This is a genomic window from Colwellia sp. MB02u-10 (assembly GCF_014077185.1).
Taxonomy (GTDB): Bacteria; Pseudomonadota; Gammaproteobacteria; order Enterobacterales; family Alteromonadaceae; genus Cognaticolwellia.
In genome coordinates, this window is the sequence record NZ_JACGVK010000105.1 from 80,457 (window position 1) to 100,253 (window position 19,797).

Consider the following 19,797-nt stretch of genomic DNA (forward strand, 5'->3'; position numbering starts at 1 on the left):
AAACTTCTACCAACAGGGAATAAACATGTCAGTAATCAAAATGACCGACTTAGCATTAAACAACCAACGTGTGCTCATTCGTGAAGACTTAAATGTACCCGTTAAAGAGGGTAAAATCACCTCTGATGCGCGCTTAAGAGCGGCCTTACCTACGCTGAGATTAGCCTTAGATGCGGGTGCTAAAGTGATGGTTATGTCGCACTTAGGTCGTCCAACGGAAGGCGAATATAATGCCGAGTTTTCTTTACAGCCTGTAGCAGATTATCTCAGTGCCGCACTTAACGTACCGGTTCGTTTAGTCACAGATTACCTTGATGGCGTAGAGGTTAATATTGGCGAATTGGTGATATTTGAAAACATTCGCTTTAATGTTGGTGAGCAAAGTAATGATGATGCTTTATCGAAAAAATTAGCCGCGCTTTGTGACATTTTCGTTATGGACGCATTTGGCACGGCTCATCGCGCACAAGCCAGTACACATGGCGTCGCAAAATATGCAGCAACTGCCTGTGCCGGCCCACTGTTAGCGGGTGAATTAACCGCGTTATCACAAGCACTTGATAACCCTGCCCGTCCATTGGTGGCGATTGTTGGTGGCTCAAAAGTGTCAACTAAACTTACCGTGCTAGACTCATTGGCAGGTATTGTTGATCAACTGGTTGTTGGTGGCGGTATTGCCAATACTTTTATTGCCTCACAAGGTCACAATGTGGGTAAATCATTATTCGAAGCTGATTTAGTCGATGAAGCAAAACGCTTAACTAAACAAGCTAGCGACAATAACGGTTCAATTCCAGTCCCCACCGATGTGGTGGTTGGTCAAGAATTTTCTGAAACCGCTGTAGCAACACTTAAAAATGTTAGCGACGTAGCCGATGGCGATATGATTTTTGATATTGGCCCAGAGAGCGCAAAAGCCTTGGCAGATATTATCGCTAATGCCGGTACCGTAGTATGGAATGGCCCCGTTGGTGTCTTTGAATTCGACCAATTTGGTCAAGGCACTGAAGTTATCGCCCACGCTATAGCCAATAGCAAAGCATTTTCTATTGCCGGAGGTGGTGACACCTTAGCCGCTGTTGATAAATATGGTATTGCCGATAAAATATCTTATATTTCAACCGGTGGTGGTGCTTTTCTTGAATTTTTAGAAGGCAAAAAATTGCCTGCAGTAGAAATTTTAGAAGCGCGCGCTAAAGCATAAATTCGCTCGAAAAATAAATATTTTATCTTAAAAAGCTGACAGCACTTAATTGTGCTGTCAGCTTTTTTTTCACTTTTTTTTCAATAAGACTTTCGTTAGGTTATTTATTTTCAGTGACTAAAATTAAGCATAAAAATATTATTCAATACACCGTCTATTTCGTAGTAAATTTACACCAATACTACAACTTATCATGCTAAAACCTGCTTAAAACACCATTACTTACGTAATTAATATACAGAAGCGGTAAATTAAAAAAAATTTATATTTTAAGCAATATTGATCCTTTTTTTCTCGTGCAAATTACTAAATTCATCTGATATACTTACGTTACGAAAGCAATAAGTTTCACAGTGAAACTTGTTAACAGTCAATTTTGTCACTATTTACAATCACAGGAGTTAGTTCATGGCTTTAGTTTCTATGCGCCAAATGTTAGATCATGCGGCCGAAAACGGTTACGGTATCCCAGCCTTTAACGTTAACAATTTAGAACAAGTTAGAGCTATCATGCTTGCCGCTAACGACACCAACAGTCCGGTAATTTTGCAGGGTTCAGCAGGCGCTAGAGCGTATGCCGGCGCACCATTTTTACGGCACTTAATTTTAGCTGCTATTGAAGAATTCCCTCATATACCTGTGGTAATGCACCAAGATCACGGCACCTCACCGGGTGTTTGCCAACGCTCAATTCAGTTAGGTTTTTCATCTGTGATGATGGACGGTTCATTAATGACTGACGGTAAAACGCCTTCAAGCTATGAATACAATGTTGATGTTACTCGCCGTACTGTTGAAATGGCGCACGCCTGTGGCGTTTCAGTTGAAGGTGAATTAGGTTGTTTAGGTTCGCTTGAAACGGGTGAAGCTGGTGAAGAAGATGGCATTGGCGCGGTCGGTAAATTGACCATGGAGCAAATGCTAACTGATCCTGAAGAAGCCGCCGACTTTGTGCAAAAAACACAAGTTGACGCCTTAGCTATTGCCTGTGGTACTTCTCACGGTGCTTATAAGTTTACCCGTCCACCAACGGGCGATATATTAGCGATTGATCGTATTAAAGCCATTCATAGCCGTATTCCTAATACACATTTAGTGATGCACGGTTCTTCTTCAGTGCCACAAGACTGGTTAGCTATTATTAATGAATTTGGTGGTAAGATACCAGAAACTTATGGTGTACCGGTTGAGCAAATTCAAGAAGGTATTAAAAATGGTGTGCGCAAAATCAACATAGATACCGATTTACGTTTAGCGTCTACGGGAGCTGTTCGTCGTTTCTTAGCCGAAAATCCAAGTGAATTTGACCCACGTAAATTCTTAAAAGCATCAACACAAGCTATGTACGATATTTGTAAAGCACGTTATGAAGCCTTTGGCAGCGTTGGCCATGCATCAGCAATTAAGCCTATCTCACTTGATAACATGTTTATGCAATATTCTACTGGCAAATTGGATGCTTTAATTAAGTAATTAAAGTTAAAAATAACGACAATCAATTAGTCGTATTTAGTTTAATAAGCTAGCAAATAATCCGATGGATATTATTCATCGGATTTTTTTCGTCTACTTTTTAACGATCATTTTTAAAGACAAACGCGCATAAAAAATCTAATCAATTGAAATATAAGTATATTGTTAATAAGTCGCTTAATTTATTAACAATATAATGATATTTCAATTGATGTTTATTATAATTAGACTTTTATCAGAATACTTAGGATACATAATGGACACTATTCAAAACTGGTTTGTCGATAACCAAACATTGTTGATCGATTTTGCGATTAAATTAATCGTTGCAGTAGCCATCATTATCGTCGGTAAGTTTATTGCCAAAATGGTTCGCCAAGGCGTAATCAAAGTTATGCGCCATAAGGGCATGGATGAAGCGATTATTTCCTTCATCAGTAGCTTGCTTTACGGTATGTTGTTTTTCATTGTTATTGTTGCCGCTATATCACACTTAGGCTTTAACACCACGTCATTAGTCGCTATCGTTGGTGCCGCCGGTTTAGCCATAGGCCTAGCGTTACAAGGTTCATTATCAAACTTTGCTTCGGGCGTATTACTGATTGTTTTTAAACCCTTTAAATCAGGGGATTTTATCGAGGTCGCTGGTGTTGCGGGTATGGTTGAACAAATTTTAATATTCTCCACTCAATTAAGAACAGGTGATAATAAAACCGTTATTATCCCAAATGGTGCGATCACTGGTGGTACTATTACCAATTACTCAACCAAAGCAACCAGAAGAATCGATTTAATCATCGGGGTAAGCTATGAAGCCGATCTGGCAAAAACTAAAGCACTGTTACTCGCTATAGCCAGTGCCGATGAAAGAGTATTAAAAGACCAAACAGTAACCGTAGGTGTATCAGCACTTGCTGACAACAGCGTTAATTTCGTGGTAAGACCTTGGGTTAACTCTGAAGATTACTGGCCAACTTACTACGATTTACTAGAAAAAATTAAAACTGAATTGGATGACGCAGGTATCGAAATCCCATTCCCACAATTATCTATTCATATGAATAAAGAGGAAAAAAATGAGTCATAAGTTATTATCAGCCGCATTATGTTGTGTATCACTAACAACGCTAGCAGAAGAAGCAAGCTCACCAACAGTAGAGTCACCTTATACGGCTTCGGCAGAGTTAGGTATGCTTTTTAAAACAGGTGATACTAATAGTGCTGATATTAAATCCGGTTTTGATTTTACTTACGAAGTTGATGATTGGAAATCCACGGTAACATTGGGCTTACTGGTCAAGAAAAGTGAGCTAGAAGATGAGAACGGTGAAGAACATTTTACCACCAGCGATCAAAAATGGACTGCTGTTGGCCAAACAAATTACAATCTTGATAAAGCGAGCCCAAACTATATCTATGGTAATGTTTCTTATGAAGATAATCGTTTTAGTAATTTCAAAAACCAAAGTTCAGTTTCAACCGGTTGGGGTCGTCGTTGGTTCGAATCTGAAAAAGCAACACTAGATGCCGATATTGGCCCAGGTTACAAGCGCGACGTTATTCGCCAAACTGACCTTCAAGCAGAACAATCTAAATCTGCTTTTATTATTCAAGCCCAAGCTTTATACAAGCGTCAAATAAATGAACACGTTTTATTTAAGCAATTAGTTGTCGCTAAGTACGCACCAAAAGCAGACGAAAATAGCATTTATAAAGCGAGAACATCAATTACAACCAAGTTACTTGAAACTTTGCAGCTTAAGTTTAGCTTTACCTTAGATTACAACACTGATGTGGAAGATGACAAAGAAAATATGAATACCGAAACTGCCATGACTCTGGTCTACAGTTTCTAAGCATTAAGCGCAATTAGTGATAGCTTTGTTTTATAAAGCCAGCATGTTCAACATGCTGGCTTTATTATTTTTAGGTATTAAAACATCACTGATTTTTTAATACGACTTTACTGACTAACCTAAAAACTACCGCACTTAAGGCTAATGTCGCCACAATCGCCGCACCACTGGGTAGATCAAAACTGGCTGATAAACACAAACCGAATAAGTAACCCACTAAACCCACGCCATAAGCCCAGAGTAATACTCGTTTTGTCTGTAACTTATTAATCGCCAGTGCGGGTAATATTAAGGTACTAAAAACAAGATAAACGCCAACAAGCTCAACCGATAATGTTATCACCAGCGCAAATATAAGATAGAAAGCTGCGCCATCTAATATCTTAGGCTTATAAAATATTAGCGCCAGAATCGCACTATAGACCACAGTAGGTAACAACAATTGTTGCCAACTTACCCATAGAATTTGTCCTGACATTAGCTGTTTAAGCAGTTCAGCGCCATGGGGGTCATTAGCTAACACCAACATAGCGGTCACGGCTGATAAGACGTAAAAACACCCTATCATGGCTTCCAATTCTTCTGCCATATGCTTGGCTAACCAAGCAATAATGCCCGCTCCCGCTAAAGCAAATAGCGCTGGCATCCAAACATGTGCATAGGCAAGTTCAGCAATATCATGATCCATACGCACAACAATAGCGCCTAAAGCAGCAACTTGTGCGATAGCTAAATCAATAAAAATAATGCCACGCTTTAATACTTGCTTACCTAGCACAACATGGGTTGAAAGCACTAAGATGCCCGCAGCAAAAGCCGGCAATAATATGGTCAGTAATTCATAATCCATCAAAGGTACCTCTAACAGCTAATGCTATTTTTGTGCGCGATATGCTTGCGTCAATAAATCTAGAGTACTGTCATATAAGCTAAATAAATCATTACTTTGCTCATTACCACCAACCGATAGTGGCAATACAATAACGGGTAAATTAGATTTTTCTGCTAACCAATTCGCGCCACGTTGGTCTTGATAAGACGCTATAATAACTGCCGCTATATCACCTTTGTCAGCCCGTTTTAATAAGCTTGCAAGGTGGCTACTCGTTGGCGGCAAACCGGGTTTAGGCTCTAAGTCTGCTACTTGTTCAATATTGGCAAAGTCAAACAAATAACGAAAACTTGAGTGATAAGCAATCACTTTCATGCCTTGCAAACCGCGCGCTTTTATTTGCCACTGGGTCATGGCTAATTGCCAACGTGCAGTAAAACGACTTAGCTGCTGTTGATACCCAGCACTTTGCTTTTCATCAAGTTGAATTAACTTATCGGTTAACGCTTGAGCAATAGTTAGCATACGCGGCGGCGAAAAATGTACATGCGGATTACCTAGTCTATGTACGTCACCCATACTACGGTCGACGTTGCTCATTTGATCTAAGGTTTTTACATGCTCTGTCGCAAAAAACAAACCTTTGTCTGTGCTACGCACTTGCACATTAGCCGCTTTCATTTGCAACATAGGTAACCAACCAACTTCTAATTCAGCACCGGCGCAGATCACCAGATCTGCTTGGCGCATTTTAGCAATCAAACTTGGCCGAGCTTGTACTTGATGTGGGTCTTGCATCGCGGTTGTAGCTGAGTATATGCGAGCATCTGGCGCAAGTTCCTTCGCTAAAGCGGCATATTCAGGCTCACAAGCAAAAATATTCATTTGCGCCAAAGCACCGTGACTTAAGGTCAGTAAAGCACTGCCTAATAGTAATTTAAAATTGATGCGCATTGTGTGCTCCCATTGTCATAACATATTGTAAGGTCATAACGTTGTCATTATTCACATTTTCAAAACCAAGATTACTCTGATGGCTAAACTCTAATCTCACGGTAGAAAAGTGACTATTGTGCCAAGCAACGCTGAGCTCAGTTTCCTTCAGTGTTTGTTGATCAAAATGTCCTTCATGTTGCAATTGACTATCTAACTTGCCATAACGTAATCCTGCCGACCAATTCGGTGAGAATTGATACACACCACTGACGTACCAAGCTTGATGATAATCTTTACTATTAGCGTCCTCGTCATGATCTGCTGCTCCAGAAAATTCTTCATGCAGCTCTGGAACCATAAAATCACTGACTCTAAAGTATTCAGCACTGAGGGTTAAATGTTGATATTTATAATTACCATCAGGTGCCCACTTATAAACAAAGTCAGTTATAAAAGTATTCTTCCCGGTATAACTTGCGCCATGGCTATGATCATCTCCTGCTTCTTCATGAGCCGCTTCTTCATGAGCCGCTTCTTCATGTTCTTCTGCTGTTAATTGGCCATTTTCATTACGTAAATAACTCACCCCTAACTGCCATGAGCTTTCAATGGAGATATCACCACCCATTTTAGTAAATGCGGTATAAACACCTGTGCTGTCAAACGCTCGTTCACCATGCTCATCAGCTGCTCGAAGACTATCACCTGAAAAGGCTTCTACGCCCATAGTCCAATATAAATCTGTGGGTGCAATGTAACTAAATCTCAAGCCATCGTCGAAGTAATGTCCACCTAAAAATGCTCGATAAGCACTAGGTCTACTGGTAAAAGAGTCACTATGAAGGTGTTGGTTATTTAAATAGCCAATATCTGATAGAAAACGACCTGCACGTACTGTAAAGCCGTTGGGTAAGGCCATAGTTTGAACAAAGGCTTCCTCAACATTCACTTCACTTTCACCATCATTTGATTCGAAAACTGTGGTGAGTTTGCCAAAAAACATATCATCAATACTGGCACTAAATGCCAGCTCAGTTTCACCAATGCCAAAACCTTTTGCTCGTTCGGTCATCAGGCGATCTTCACTTTGATAATAACCATCTAAAACCGCACTGACGGTTAGGTTAGAAAGGGTTGGTGTTTGCGCTTGTGAAAGCAGAGGGAAAAAGCTAGATATAACCATTGCTGCGCTTAATTTTATCGGCAACTTTGCCGAAAAGCAGGTAGGTAAAAATTGAAAATTTTTCATTGTTAAAATCTCTAAAATAAATTAAATACGAATACACAAATCGCGTGTTAATTGAAAACAAGCGCTTGGTAAAACTTTAAATTGTTAAAAAATACCGGTTTGATTATTAATGTTATCAACTAGGTATAAGATGTTTTAGAGTGTGAGAGGAGGGGCACGACTAAGGTAAGTAACACTATGAGTGAGTGTTAATATTGGTCGAATACTAGTAGTTTGTTCAATTGGTTGAGAAATAAACCCAAGTTTGACGTCATGCTGCGGCAGTACTTGATCAAATTGATGCTGGTGGAAGCACAAAGTACAATGAGTTGTAGCACCATCATCAATATGTTCAACACTATGTGCAGCAGCAGCCACAGACAAAAATAACAATATAGCACTGAGCCATATTGCGATAAGTCGCCTGTTAGTTACTGAAAAGTACATTTGTGCTACCCAATGAGTGAATGAATCAAATTCGGAGATAGTGTACGCGACTTAGAACTTATCTTGCAAGCAGAGCGCGTACCGTTTAACACAATTAACGGTACTTCTATCGCAAGTGCTTAAGTAACCACACGGTTCAGCTCGGTACAATGCTAATTTTTCTGGCTCTCATCACTTATTTTGTGCAGTGACTAACTCATAGGCGGCTTGAATGTCTTGCGCTTTTTGTTTAGCCGTCTCCATCATTTCAGGGGGTAAGCCTTTCGCGACTAATTTATCAGGGTGATGCTGAGACATCAGTTTACGGTAAGCCTTTTTAATCTCACTGGCCGAATTTTTATCCGTCACACCTAGCACCTTATAGGCATTTTCCAGTTGTTTTCCTGACTGGGCAAAACTGTGACTTGAGCCACCTTGGCCTTGTTGATGAAAGTTTGCACCCGCAATAATCATTTCTAATAATTTATCTAACTCTTGCGCTGAGTAGCCTAAACCATTAGCAATTTGGTGTAGTGCATCACGTTCATCTTGCTCTAAACTGCCGTCGGCAAAGGCTACTTGAATTTGAATTTCTAAAAACAACAATAGTAAATCTCGGCGATTACCTACTGCAGACTTTAATTTCTTTAATTGCTCGCTCAGTGGAAAACCGGTAGTTTTACCGTCTCTAAATGCTTCTTGGGCTTGTTGGCGTAAGGCATCTTTTAACCCCAACTTATCCATGTATGCGTTGGCAAAAGCAATTTCATGTGGCGAAACCTGACCATCTGCTTTGGCCATATATCCCATAACTGAAAAGCTACTATAAAAAAATGCCGCTTGACGGTCGGTATCACTTTTACCGCCACCTAAAGCACTAAAATCCAGCCCTATGCCTTTATCAAAACGATGTCCAATCCATGCCCCTATTAGCGCACCAATAATACTCCTGCTCAGCATAAAACCAAACAAGAAACCTAAAACCTTACCCCAAATTCGCATTGTAAAACTCGATAATTAATTAACTGTAAAACTGTTTTAAATAGTGTTTAGTCTAGCTAAACGTTCAGGTGTGCCAACATCAGTCCAGGCTGTATCTGTCACACTCGCTGATATTTTTTGCTGATCAGCAGCAGCTCTTAACATCGGCGCTAAAGGTTGCACTGCTTGTTGTGCAATTAAGGCTTTATGCCCGCTTGTGCTTTCTTGCTCAAAAAATCTTTTTCTATAAAGCGCAATGCCGCTAAAAGTGTAAGTGGCTTGCTGGGTACTTTTGGGATTAGCTAACATCCCCTCAACAAGTACAAAGTCGCCCTGGCGATTGTGCTCTGGATTTTCAACTAACAGCAAGTGTGCGTTACAATTAGCGGATAATAATGGTAATTTTTTTAAATTATAGTCACAATAAATATCTGCATTAATCACCATAAACACGTCATCTTCATGCTCGGTTAACATCGGCAGTGCTTTAATAATCCCACCGGCAGTTTCCAGTGCCACCGGCTCTTCACTGTAGCTAATATTAGCTGCAAATTGCTTACCACAGCCAAGGTAATCAACAATTTGTTGACCTAGCCAAGCGTGATTGATGACAATATTTTGAATACCCGCCGCGACTAAATTTTTGATGTGATATTCAATCAAGGGGATGCCGTTAACTTGCAGTAATGGCTTAGGGCAATCATCCGTTAGGGGCCGCATACGTTCACCCCGGCCTGCGGCTAAGATCATTGCTTTCATGAAAAATCATCCAAAATTTAATTTAAAATCCACTGCGTTTATTTACTGCGGGTATTACTCGTTTAGTGACTAATTCATGCAAAAAACTGAGTTTATCATATTGTGCGCTAACATCTTGTATGTAGGTCAAAGTAAGTGGAATATCCGCTAAATACCCTGATTTATTGTCTCTGTGATGCAAGCGGGCAAAAATACCGCTGGCTTTTATATGGCGTTGTAGTCCGGTTAAATCGAACCAATATTGCCACTTTTCTTTGCTTAGGTTTTCATCAGGAAAATAGTCTTGTACTTGTTGGCGATAATCTTCCATCAATGGCGTTATTAACTGCTTAGGCCAACGTACGTAACAATCCTTAAGTAACGACACCAAATCATAAATAACCGGGCCTTTTACCGCATCTTGAAAATCAATCACCCCCAGCTTATCATCAGCCGACAGCATAATATTTCGACTGTGATAGTCACGATGCATAAAAACCTTAGGCTGTGCAATGATGGCAGAAACCAGAACATCAAAACAAGCGCTTAATGTTATTTTTTCATCAGCCGTTAAATAAATCCCTAAGTGTTTTTCTAACAACCATTCGCTAAATATTGCCAATTCAGTCAGGATAAATGCTGCATTGTAATCAGGCAATTTTGCAACGACTGCTGCTTTGCATTTAAGCATCTTGCTCAGCTCAATAATCGCGTTGGCATAATAATGCTGCATGTTTTCACTTGTTAGTCTTTCAGCCAATACCGTGTTACCAAAATCACTCTGACAAAGAAAACCGGCTTCAAGATCTGCCGCGATAATATTAGGCACATTTACCCCAAGATCCTGCAAAATTTTCTGTACATCGACAAATGCTTGGTTATTTGATAATTTTACTGGTGCATCAACCGCTATATAGCACTGACTTTGATTATGATTATGAAAGCGAAAGTAACGTCGAAAACCTGCATCTCCAGTCAAAGGTATTAGGCTAATATTTTCCGCTGGAAAGTGACTTTCTAGCCACTGTAATAAATCTCTAGTTCTTAAGTTATTCAATGAAATATCGCTCTAAAAAAAATTATGCCAATGATTATGCCAATATAACTAATTAGCAGACTAATGAAAATTGCTATATTATTGCTATTAGCGGTAAAATGCCGTTCTAAATCTAGGCTTTGTATTTTTCAAGTTAATTACCCGGACCATAAATGCGCTTTTCCCTAAACAAAATTATCTTTGTCTGCCTAATATCGTTTACATTTGGTAGCAAGGCGCAAAATACTGCAATAAGTACTGAAATAAATACTAATCTAGCCAGCCAATGCCCCATTCCATTCTACGCAAATATTGCTGACGAAACCGGTAAGCAGGCCAACGAAAACTTTACGATTATCTCTACAACTTCAACCATCAAAAAAGGTCAATATGCGGCCTTTTCCGGTGGTGTTACTTTATTAAATCAAGATAAATCAGTTGTTGCTGATCAATTAACGGTCAACCGCGATACAGCTACAGTCGATGCAAATGGCGACATTCACTTTCAAAATAAAGGCATTGATATATTTGCCGACTCACTCAATATCAACCAGCTGCAACAAACGACCTCACTGAACGCAGCTTCGTATCAACTCAATGGCTCTGCTGGCCATGGCAATGCAAAAAAAATCAACATTAATGGCAATGGCAAAACCTTAAGCTTTCTCGACTCAAGCTTTACTACGTGTTACGACGCCGTACCTGATTGGCAAATGCGGGCCAGTGAAATTACCATTTCATCAGATAAAAAATCGCTTGAAGCTTATCATGCACGCTTTAGCCTTTTCGATATCCCGATTTTATATATCCCCTATTTAACTATGCCACTCAGCAATGACCGAGTGTCAGGCTTTTTATACCCAACAATCAGTACCTCAAATAGTTCAGGTTTAGAGGTTGAGGCCCCCTATTATGTCAACATAGCAGAAAACATGGATGCGACCATCACACCGCGTTATATGTCACGAAGAGGCACACAATTAATTACTCAGTTTAGGTATTTACAGGACTTACAATCAGGGCAAATTGATGTTGAATATCTCAATAAAGACACAAAACTGACTAATAGTGATAATGCGCGATATTTAGCACGACTTCAGCATATTGGTACATTTTCAGAGCGATTTAGGGCCCATATTGATTACACCGCTATTAGTGATGATAATTACCTGGTTGATTTAGGCAGTAATCAATTTAGCGCCAATGACGCTTATCTTTATCAAATTGGCGAGCTTGCCTATTTTGCAGATAACTGGCAAACGACAATAAAAATGCAAGATTTTGAGCTTTTGGGAAGCCATCAACTGAGTTACAAGACCTTACCGCAAATAGAATTCAGCCTTCAGCAATCATTAGCTAATTTTGATGGTATTTTTGATCTTTATTCTGAATTTTCAAGTTTTGATACCGCGGATAAAACCAAGCCCACCGCACAAAGGTACCATGTAGAAGCGGGCTTGTTATATCCCATAGTTACCCCTGCCTGGTTTTTAAATTCAGAATTTAAAGTACTTCAAACCAATTACAGTCAGAAAAACATTCGTAGTGGTAGTCTGTTAGAAAAAAATATTAGCAGAACTTTACCAAAAGTACGTCTCCATGGTGGAGTAAACTTTGACCGCAACCTAAGCTTATTTAATCAAGGCTATAACCAAACATTAGAGCCACAATTACAATATCTTTATATTCCAGATAAAGAGCAAAAAAATATCGGTATTTACGATACAACAACCTTGCAAGACGACTATAACGGCTTATTTCGCGACCGCCGTTTCAGCGGCATTGATCGCATAGCACAAGCCAATCAAATATCTTGGGGGGTAACAAGCCGACTATTGACTGCAGATAATACTGAAGTGCTGCGCCTTAGTTTAGGACGAATCGTTTATTTAAACGATAGTAAATTTGACGATAGCGACCAAGAGGCTTTAGTGGATAAATCAGCATTCGCTGCCGATATTTTTATCCACATAAATCGCCAGTGGCAATTTAGTTCTGACATTCAATACAATAACGATTTAGGCGTGACTAATAAAAGTCAAACCTCATTTGATTATTTATTTTCCGATAATCAAACAATTCAATTGAACCATCGATATGCGCGTGATGTCTCAGGAGAGTCATTAGAGCAAATGTCTTTAGCCACTAATATTAAGATTGCACAGCGCTGGCAAATTGTTGGCCGATTTAGCCAAGACTTACAGGGTAAACGCAGTATCGAAAGTTATGCTGGCCTTGAATATAGTAGCTGCTGTTGGGGTATTCGCTTTACCTACCATCGCAATATTAATTCGACCATTGACGACACGAGTAACATAAACGAAAATCGAGATGCATTTGATAGCAGTTTTAATATTCAGTTTGTATATAATGGTATAAATAGCAATAAATCGTCCAACAGTGTTGGAGATATGTTTAATTCAAGTATATTCGGCTATAAACGCCCTTACTTCCTCAATAACTAATTAAAAGAAACCTACGTTACATGAAAAATTCATTGAAATTATTACTGCTTAGCTCGGTGTTTATTTTAAGCTCACTTGGGAAATGTATGGCCATTGAGGTTGAACTTGACCGAGTAGCAGCGGTAGTTAATAGTGGTGTGGTATTAGAGTCTGAAGTTAAAGACCTGATCGCCTCTGTTACTATACAAGCAAACAAAAATAACCAAACCTTACCATCAGATCGCGCTTTACGTGTTCAAGTAATGGAAAAGTTAATTAATGACGCGATAATCTCGCAACTGGGTGAGCGCATGGGCGTTCAGATCAGTGATGCCCAACTTGATGAAACCATATCAAATATGGCACAGGAGAATAAGCAATCACTTGAAGAATTGCGCCAATCACTTGTTGCAGATGGCCTAGATTATGAAAAATATCGTGAGAGTATTCGTAACGAGTTAATTTCAGGCGAAGTTCGACGCGCTAGTTTACGTCGGCGCATTTATATCTCACCACAAGAAGTCGCTAACCTATTATCGGTCATGAGAGAACAAACTAATGCTGATATAGAGTATCGTTTAGGTCATATATTAATTGAGTTTCCTAATAATCCAAAGCAAGTGGATATCAGCGCGGCTAAAGTACGTGCTGAGAAAGTGCTTGAATTATTAAATAACGGCAGCGACTTTACTAATATTGCTATGACCTCATCTGGCGGCGGAAGTGCCCTTGATGGTGGTGATTTAGGTTGGAAAACCATTAATGAAATGCCGACCTTATTTTCTGAAATAGTTGATGGTCAAGAAAAGGGCAGTATTTTTGGCCCCATACGTACTGGCTTAGGTTTTAGTATCGTCAAATTAGTCGATATTCGTGGTCGTAAAACCATGGAAGTTGAAGAAATAAAAGCAAGCCACATCTTAATTAAGCCTTCAATTATTCTCAGTGAAGCCAAAGCAGAAGCTTTATTACAAGGTTTTGTCGAAAAATTAACTGCTGGTGAAGCTGACTTTGCTGAGCTTGCCAAAGAGTACTCTGAGGGTCCTACCTCTGTTCGTGGTGGCGACTTAGGTTGGTCAGATCCAAGTAAATATGATCCCGCCTTTGCCGAAGCATTGGCAAGTTTAGATATTGATGAAGTGCATAAACCTTTTCGTTCATCGTTTGGTTGGCACATTGCTAAATTAACCGGTCGTAGAACATTAGATGCCACTGAGCAAATGAATGAGAACCGCGTCTACCAACTGCTTTACAACCGTAAATTCGGCATGGAAGGCGCACGTTGGATCAAAGAATTGCGTGATGAAGCGTATATAGAAGTTTTAGAAATAGGTAAAAAATAGTGTTAAAACGAATAGCAATAACACCAGGAGAGCCAGCAGGTATTGGCCCAGATCTGATGATAAAAGTCGCGCAGCAAGATTGGCCTATACAAATGGTTGCGGTTGTATCTCCTGAGTTATTAATGGCACGGGCGAAATTATTAAACTTGCCACTGATCATTAAGCCCTATAACGCCGATGATGAAGTAACCGCGCATAAAGCCGGAACACTAATTGTATTACCGGTAGCATTGGAAGATATTTGCGAGCCTGGTGTACTTAACGCTAACAATGGTCGCTACGTAGTCGAAACCTTGCGTATTGCCAGTGAGAAAAATATTTCTGGCGAATTTGATGCGGTAGTTACTGGCCCTGTTCATAAAGGTTTAATCAACAAAGCCGGCATCGCGTTTAGCGGCCATACCGAATATTTTGCTAATCAAGCAAACTGTTCTGATGTGGTGATGATGTTAGCGACAGAAGGATTAAGAGTTGCGCTAGTCACTACTCATATACCTTTAGCCTATGTATCCAAAGCCATCACACACGAAAGGCTGCAAAAGGTTACGCGCATATTACATCGAGATTTGATTGATAAATTTGGCATTCATGATCCTAAAATTTATGTCTGTGGCATCAACCCGCATGCCGGTGAAGACGGCCATCTAGGCCGTGAAGAAATCGATGTGATGATCCCCGCTTTAGACGAATTGCGTTTAGAAGGCATGAACCTTATTGGACCATTACCTGCTGATACCATTTTCCAAGCTAAATACTTGGATGATGCTGATGCCATATTGACTATGTTTCATGATCAGGGGTTACCGGTACTTAAATATAAAGGTTTTGGCTCTTCGGTAAATATTACTTTAGGACTGCCATTCATCAGAACATCTGTTGATCACGGTACCGCCTTAGATTTGGCTGGCACCGATGAAGCAGATGTTGGTAGTTTCAAAGAAGCGATAAACACAGCGATAACCTTAGCTAACAACCATGCAGAAGATTAATTCGAGCAAAAAATACTATGAGTAAAAATTCCCATTTGGGTCATCAAGCCAAAAAACGCTTTGGACAAAACTTTTTACATAATGACGCCATCATCAGCAATATTGTTGACGTTATCAACCCTGAGCCCAATGAAAATTTAGTTGAAATTGGCCCTGGATTAGGTGCACTGACAGAACCGGTTATCGAACGTGCGGGGCAACTCAGCGTTATTGAGTTAGACCGAGATTTGGCACATAGATTACGCCATCATCCATTTTTAGCAGCTAAGTTAACTATCTATGAAGAAGATGCTTTAAAATTTGATTTTGCCCAATTAGCCAGTGCCGAAAAACCATTACGTATTTTTGGTAATTTGCCTTATAACATTTCAACCCCGCTGATTTTTCACTTACTGACTTTTAAAGACAAAGTGAAAGATATGCACTTTATGCTGCAAAAAGAAGTGGTACAACGCATGGCATCGGGTGAAAACTGTAAAGCTTACGGTCGTTTGTCCATCATGACACAATACCAATGCCAAGTTATACCTGTGATGGAAATAGGCCCTGAAGCCTTTAAACCCGCACCTAAAGTGGACTCGGCCATTGTCAGATTAATACCGCATAAAGTGATTAAAAATCCTGTTAAGGATATTAACTCGCTCAATAAAGTTTGTTTAGCGGCATTTAATCAACGTCGTAAGACTATTCGTAACAGCTTTAAAAAACTGATTTCTGCTGAACAGTTAACGGCGTTAGGTATTGACCCTGGACTGCGTGCTGAAAATTTAGCCTTAGCCGATTTTGTCATGTTAGCTAATTTTGTTACTGACAACCCAATAGAGCTTAACAATGAATGATAACCAAGTAGCAAGAGTTGCTGATATTGATGTCAGTGTCGTTAGTGACTATCTCGCGCAACAATCTATCGAAGCCGAACAACAATTTGTCTTTAGTTACACCGTCACAGTAACAAATAACAGTGATGAAACTGTGCAACTACTCAGTCGCTATTGGTTAATTACTGACGCTAACGGTGAATCTAGCACTGTCGCCGGTGAAGGTGTTATTGGTCAGCAACCTTTTATTAAGGCCGGCCAAAATTTTACCTATACCAGTGGCTGTGTATTAAAATCGCCCTTAGGTAATATGCAAGGGCATTACCAAATGCAAAGAAAGTCAGCCAAGTTAGTGCAAGTTGAAATCCCATTGTTTCGCTTAGCAAAGCCCAATATATTAAACTAGAGAGCACTAATGGCTGTTTATTTCGTCGGTGACATTCAAGGCTGCTACAGCGAACTAAAGGCCTTACTAACTCAAGTGGGCTTTTCCAATGTTAGCGACCAACTTTATGTTGCCGGTGATTTAGTCGCCCGCGGGCCTGATTCTCTTGAAACCTTGCGCTTTGTTAAATCGCTTGGGCAAAGTGCTAAAGTGGTTTTAGGTAATCATGACTTGCACTTACTTGCCGTTTATCACGGTATTAAAAAAGTGAAAAAGCAGGACCATCTAGCGCCATTATTATCAGCTCCAGACGTAGCAGAATTAATGCATTGGCTAATTCAGCAGCCACTTATTCAAAAACTGCCTGATGAAGAAACTTATATGAGCCATGCTGGGCTTTCCCCGCAGTGGACACCTCAACAAGCACTTAAACAAGCCAAAATAGCACAACAGCATCTAACCTCTTCAGCAAGCCATACATGGTTAAGCAAGATGTATGGCGAGCAACCTATCAGTTGGCTAAAGGCTGACGATGAACTTGCTCGTTTTAGATTTACCATCAATTCGCTAACCCGTATGCGCTATTGCTTCGCTGACGGTAGTTTAGATTTTAGCTGTAAAGAAAGTCCCAGCAGCGCCCCAAAAGCATTATCACCTTGGTTTGATTTTGGGCATGTTAATGATAATACCCAATGGATATTTGGCCATTGGGCTGCTTTGATGGGTTACTGCCCCGCCAATAATATATATGCACTTGATACTGGCTGTGTTTGGGGACAACACCTGACGATGCTGAGATGGCACGATAAAAAAATATTTATTGAACAAGCACATATAAAAACAAAATAATGCATGGCATTGGTTTAAAATGTAATTGAGCTTGTTATACTAACCAAAAGATATATGTACATTCCTTTGTAGTCTAATAATAATGAATGATCACCTAGATAGGTAATAACGCTTATTATCTATTATGTGATCTAAGTATGATTTAATTTATATATTGGTGGGATCTATGAACTTAACCGTAGCAACAAAAATAATTGGTGGCTTCACCATTATTTCGCTTTTACTCATTTTAACCAGCGTAATATCATGGAATAGTTTAAATACTATTGGCGATGCGACAAAACAGCAAAATGAACTAGCGATACCGACGTTAAAAACAAGTAACAAGTTAGCGAACGATCTAACCCATATTGGTAACCTAACGCTGCGTGCATATTACCAAACAGCACTAGCGCCATTGGCAGATAACTTTAACGCTTTTGATACTGAAAAAAGTGAATTTAGAACTCAGCTCAAACGTTTGAAAGATATTGTTAAAAACGAGGCTAGTTTAATCGAAAATTTACGTCAAGTAGATCCGGTTTACAATAGCTTAGAGAAAGAAATCGACACGGTACTTCGCAATAGAAAATTTGCCATAGAGCAACACCTCACCTTGCTAGATAAAATATATATGATCGAAGAAAAAGCCGACGACATGGCGACTATTTTATTAGATCTTGGCGACCATAAACTTGCAACAACAAAATTACAACGTGCAGTTAGTTTAGCCAGGCGCTTAGAGACTTTACTCAATAGCATGGTGAGTTCATCACTGAATTATCATGACATTAAAGATCAACAATCTGCATCACTGGTTGCCAGTCAAATCGAAAACACATTTAATGACATTGATAAATCAATCTATGATGTAGTCAATGAATTAAAACAACAAGGTGTGACTAATATTGCTGATGAGTTAACCGATAGCTTTTCAGCATTGCAAGATTACCTCACTGGTAGTGGGAGAATATTTACCCATAAAAATAATCAACTAAACGCAATTGCTAAGGCAAAGGCAAGTTTACAACTGGCAGAAAATGGTATTAGTAGTGCTAATACTATATTGGCCACACAAGTAAATTTAGCTAATAAAACAGCCATTGCAACCGGCGATTTAGTGAAAAAATCAGTATCTGACGGCACACTTAATACCCTTATTATTACCTTAATTTCTATTGTGCTGGCTATAGTGATCGCGTCGGTAACGTTAACAAGCATTATTCGTCCATTAAGACGCGTAAATAAAATGCTCAATATTGTTGCTTCTGGTGACTTATCTCACAAACTAGATGAAAGTGGCAATGATGAGTTCGCTCAGCTTTCCGCTAACTGCAACTTATTAATCGATAGTTTACGTAACTTAATTCAAAGTATTGTTAGTCGTTCAACTCAGCTAGCAACAGCAGCTGAGCAAACATCCACAGTAACCGCCCAAAGTACCAAAGCTATTGAAGAGCAACGCACGCAAGTAGAACAAGCGGCGTCTGCTACCACTGAAATGAGCAGTACGGCACAAAGTGTGTTATCCAGTGCGAATGATGCCTTAGTTGAAATCAAACATGCTGATGACGAATCTGAGCGGGTTAAAGTTATCTCTGGTCATAACCGCCAAACTATTGAGCTATTAGCTAATGAAGTAGAGTCTGCTTCGCAAGTCATTAATAAATTACAACAAGATAGCGCATCAATTGGTGGCATTCTTGATGTGATCAGAGGTATTGCAGAGCAAACCAACTTATTAGCACTAAACGCGGCGATAGAAGCTGCTCGTGCCGGTGAGCAAGGTCGAGGTTTTGCTGTGGTCGCTGATGAAGTGAGAACCTTGGCGAGCCGAACTCAAGTCTCTACCCAAGAAATTCAAAATATGATTGAAGTACTACAAACCGGTGCAGAAAAAGCCGTGTTAGTGATGGATACAGGTAAAAAGCAAGCAACGAACTGTGTTGAGCAAAGTATTCAAGCCGAACAAGCACTTGATACTATTACACACGCGGTTCATGAAGCCTTTGACCGCAGCTCGCAAATAGCAACAGCCGCAGAGGAACAAAGTGTTGTTGCTCATGAAATAAGCGAAAACTTAGAGTCAATTGTCACTATTGCTGAACAAACAACAGCTGGCTCAAAGCAAACGGCAGAAGCCAGCAGTGAAGTTGCCCGCTTAGCTGAAGAATTACAACAATCAGTACGAGAATTTAAGCTTTAACTTTACTTAACCTTAAAGCTTAAATAACAAAAAAGAGCGCTTAGGCGCTCTTTTTTATGTCTAAAAATATTTAT

General features: G+C 39.7%; 18 protein-coding genes. 11 read left to right on the forward strand and 7 right to left on the reverse strand.

The genetic code is table 11. From position 1 onward, the window contains the following. Nucleotides 1–25: 25 nt before the first annotated feature. From H4J59_RS06035 to H4J59_RS06050, 4 genes are all read left to right on the forward strand, one after another. Entirely contained in the window at nt 26–1,204 is a 1,179-nt protein-coding gene (locus tag H4J59_RS06035) for a phosphoglycerate kinase (protein ID WP_182198457.1), read from the forward strand. Between the two features lie 408 nt (nt 1,205–1,612). Next, nucleotides 1,613–2,677: a class II fructose-bisphosphate aldolase gene (fba, locus tag H4J59_RS06040; RefSeq protein ID WP_182189997.1), complete on the forward strand. Its 1,065-nt coding sequence runs from the start codon at nt 1,613–1,615 to the stop codon at nt 2,675–2,677. Nucleotides 2,678–2,933: 256 nt separating this feature from the next. Continuing rightward, nucleotides 2,934–3,764 carry a mechanosensitive ion channel domain-containing protein gene (locus tag H4J59_RS06045; protein ID WP_220469730.1) on the forward strand — a complete coding sequence of 277 codons (831 nt, stop codon included), beginning with the start codon at nt 2,934–2,936 and terminating at the stop codon, nt 3,762–3,764. Then, nucleotides 3,754–4,533 carry a YdiY family protein gene (locus H4J59_RS06050; protein WP_182237734.1) on the forward strand — a complete coding sequence of 260 codons (780 nt, stop codon included), beginning with the start codon at nt 3,754–3,756 and terminating at the stop codon, nt 4,531–4,533. The genes H4J59_RS06045 and H4J59_RS06050 overlap by 11 nt, the downstream gene beginning before the upstream one ends. Before the next feature lie 85 nt (nt 4,534–4,618). Here the strand turns inward: H4J59_RS06050 and H4J59_RS06055 are convergent, their stop codons facing one another. The 7 genes from H4J59_RS06055 to H4J59_RS06085 form a co-directional block, all read right to left on the reverse strand. Next, nucleotides 4,619–5,386, reverse strand: a complete 768-nt coding sequence (locus H4J59_RS06055) for a metal ABC transporter permease (protein ID WP_182237736.1) — start codon at nt 5,384–5,386, stop codon at nt 4,619–4,621. 21 nt (nt 5,387–5,407) lie between these two features. Further along, nucleotides 5,408–6,319, reverse strand: a complete 912-nt coding sequence (locus H4J59_RS06060) for a metal ABC transporter solute-binding protein, Zn/Mn family (protein WP_182237738.1) — start codon at nt 6,317–6,319, stop codon at nt 5,408–5,410. Further along, on the reverse strand, nt 6,303–7,550 hold the full coding sequence (locus H4J59_RS06065) for a hypothetical protein (protein ID WP_404852004.1): 1,248 nt from the start codon (nt 7,548–7,550) through the stop codon (nt 6,303–6,305). The genes H4J59_RS06060 and H4J59_RS06065 overlap by 17 nt, the downstream gene beginning before the upstream one ends. 135 nt (nt 7,551–7,685) lie before the next feature. Further along, complete coding sequence (locus H4J59_RS06070; RefSeq protein ID WP_182237740.1) at nt 7,686–7,976, reverse strand: DUF2607 family protein; 291 nt, start codon at nt 7,974–7,976, stop codon at nt 7,686–7,688. Nucleotides 7,977–8,147: 171 nt separating this feature from the next. Continuing rightward, complete coding sequence (gene djlA / locus H4J59_RS06075; RefSeq protein WP_182237742.1) at nt 8,148–8,957, reverse strand: co-chaperone DjlA; 810 nt, start codon at nt 8,955–8,957, stop codon at nt 8,148–8,150. Between the two features lie 36 nt (nt 8,958–8,993). Further along, complete coding sequence (murU, locus tag H4J59_RS06080) at nt 8,994–9,695, reverse strand: N-acetylmuramate alpha-1-phosphate uridylyltransferase MurU (RefSeq protein WP_182237744.1); 702 nt, start codon at nt 9,693–9,695, stop codon at nt 8,994–8,996. Nucleotides 9,696–9,717: 22 nt separating this feature from the next. Next, a complete protein-coding gene (locus H4J59_RS06085; protein ID WP_182237745.1) occupies nt 9,718–10,731 on the reverse strand; it encodes an aminoglycoside phosphotransferase family protein in 1,014 nt (337 codons plus the stop codon). 152 nt (nt 10,732–10,883) lie between these two features. Here H4J59_RS06085 and lptD point away from each other — a divergent pair, with 152 nt between their 5' ends. The 7 genes from lptD (at nt 10,884) to H4J59_RS06120 (ending at nt 19,723) form a co-directional block, all read left to right on the forward strand. Continuing rightward, a complete protein-coding gene (lptD, locus tag H4J59_RS06090) occupies nt 10,884–13,175 on the forward strand; it encodes an LPS assembly protein LptD (protein ID WP_182237747.1) in 2,292 nt (763 codons plus the stop codon). Continuing rightward, entirely contained in the window at nt 13,175–14,497 is a 1,323-nt protein-coding gene (surA, locus tag H4J59_RS06095) for a peptidylprolyl isomerase SurA (RefSeq protein WP_404852006.1), read from the forward strand. Before lptD ends, surA begins: the two co-directional genes overlap by 1 nt. Beyond that, nucleotides 14,494–15,486, forward strand: a complete 993-nt coding sequence (pdxA, locus tag H4J59_RS06100; protein ID WP_182237800.1) for a 4-hydroxythreonine-4-phosphate dehydrogenase PdxA — start codon at nt 14,494–14,496, stop codon at nt 15,484–15,486. Before surA ends, pdxA begins: the two co-directional genes overlap by 4 nt. A gap of 17 nt (nt 15,487–15,503) precedes the next feature. Then, a complete protein-coding gene (gene rsmA / locus H4J59_RS06105; protein ID WP_182237751.1) occupies nt 15,504–16,325 on the forward strand; it encodes a 16S rRNA (adenine(1518)-N(6)/adenine(1519)-N(6))-dimethyltransferase RsmA in 822 nt (273 codons plus the stop codon). Beyond that, nucleotides 16,318–16,710 carry a Co2+/Mg2+ efflux protein ApaG gene (gene apaG / locus H4J59_RS06110; protein WP_182237753.1) on the forward strand — a complete coding sequence of 131 codons (393 nt, stop codon included), beginning with the start codon at nt 16,318–16,320 and terminating at the stop codon, nt 16,708–16,710. The genes rsmA and apaG overlap by 8 nt, the downstream gene beginning before the upstream one ends. A 9-nt stretch (nt 16,711–16,719) precedes the next feature. After that, nucleotides 16,720–17,538, forward strand: a complete 819-nt coding sequence (locus tag H4J59_RS06115; protein WP_182237755.1) for a symmetrical bis(5'-nucleosyl)-tetraphosphatase — start codon at nt 16,720–16,722, stop codon at nt 17,536–17,538. A 166-nt stretch (nt 17,539–17,704) separates the two neighbouring features. Beyond that, nucleotides 17,705–19,723, forward strand: a complete 2,019-nt coding sequence (locus H4J59_RS06120) for a methyl-accepting chemotaxis protein (RefSeq protein WP_182237757.1) — start codon at nt 17,705–17,707, stop codon at nt 19,721–19,723. Nucleotides 19,724–19,797 lie beyond the last annotated feature (74 nt).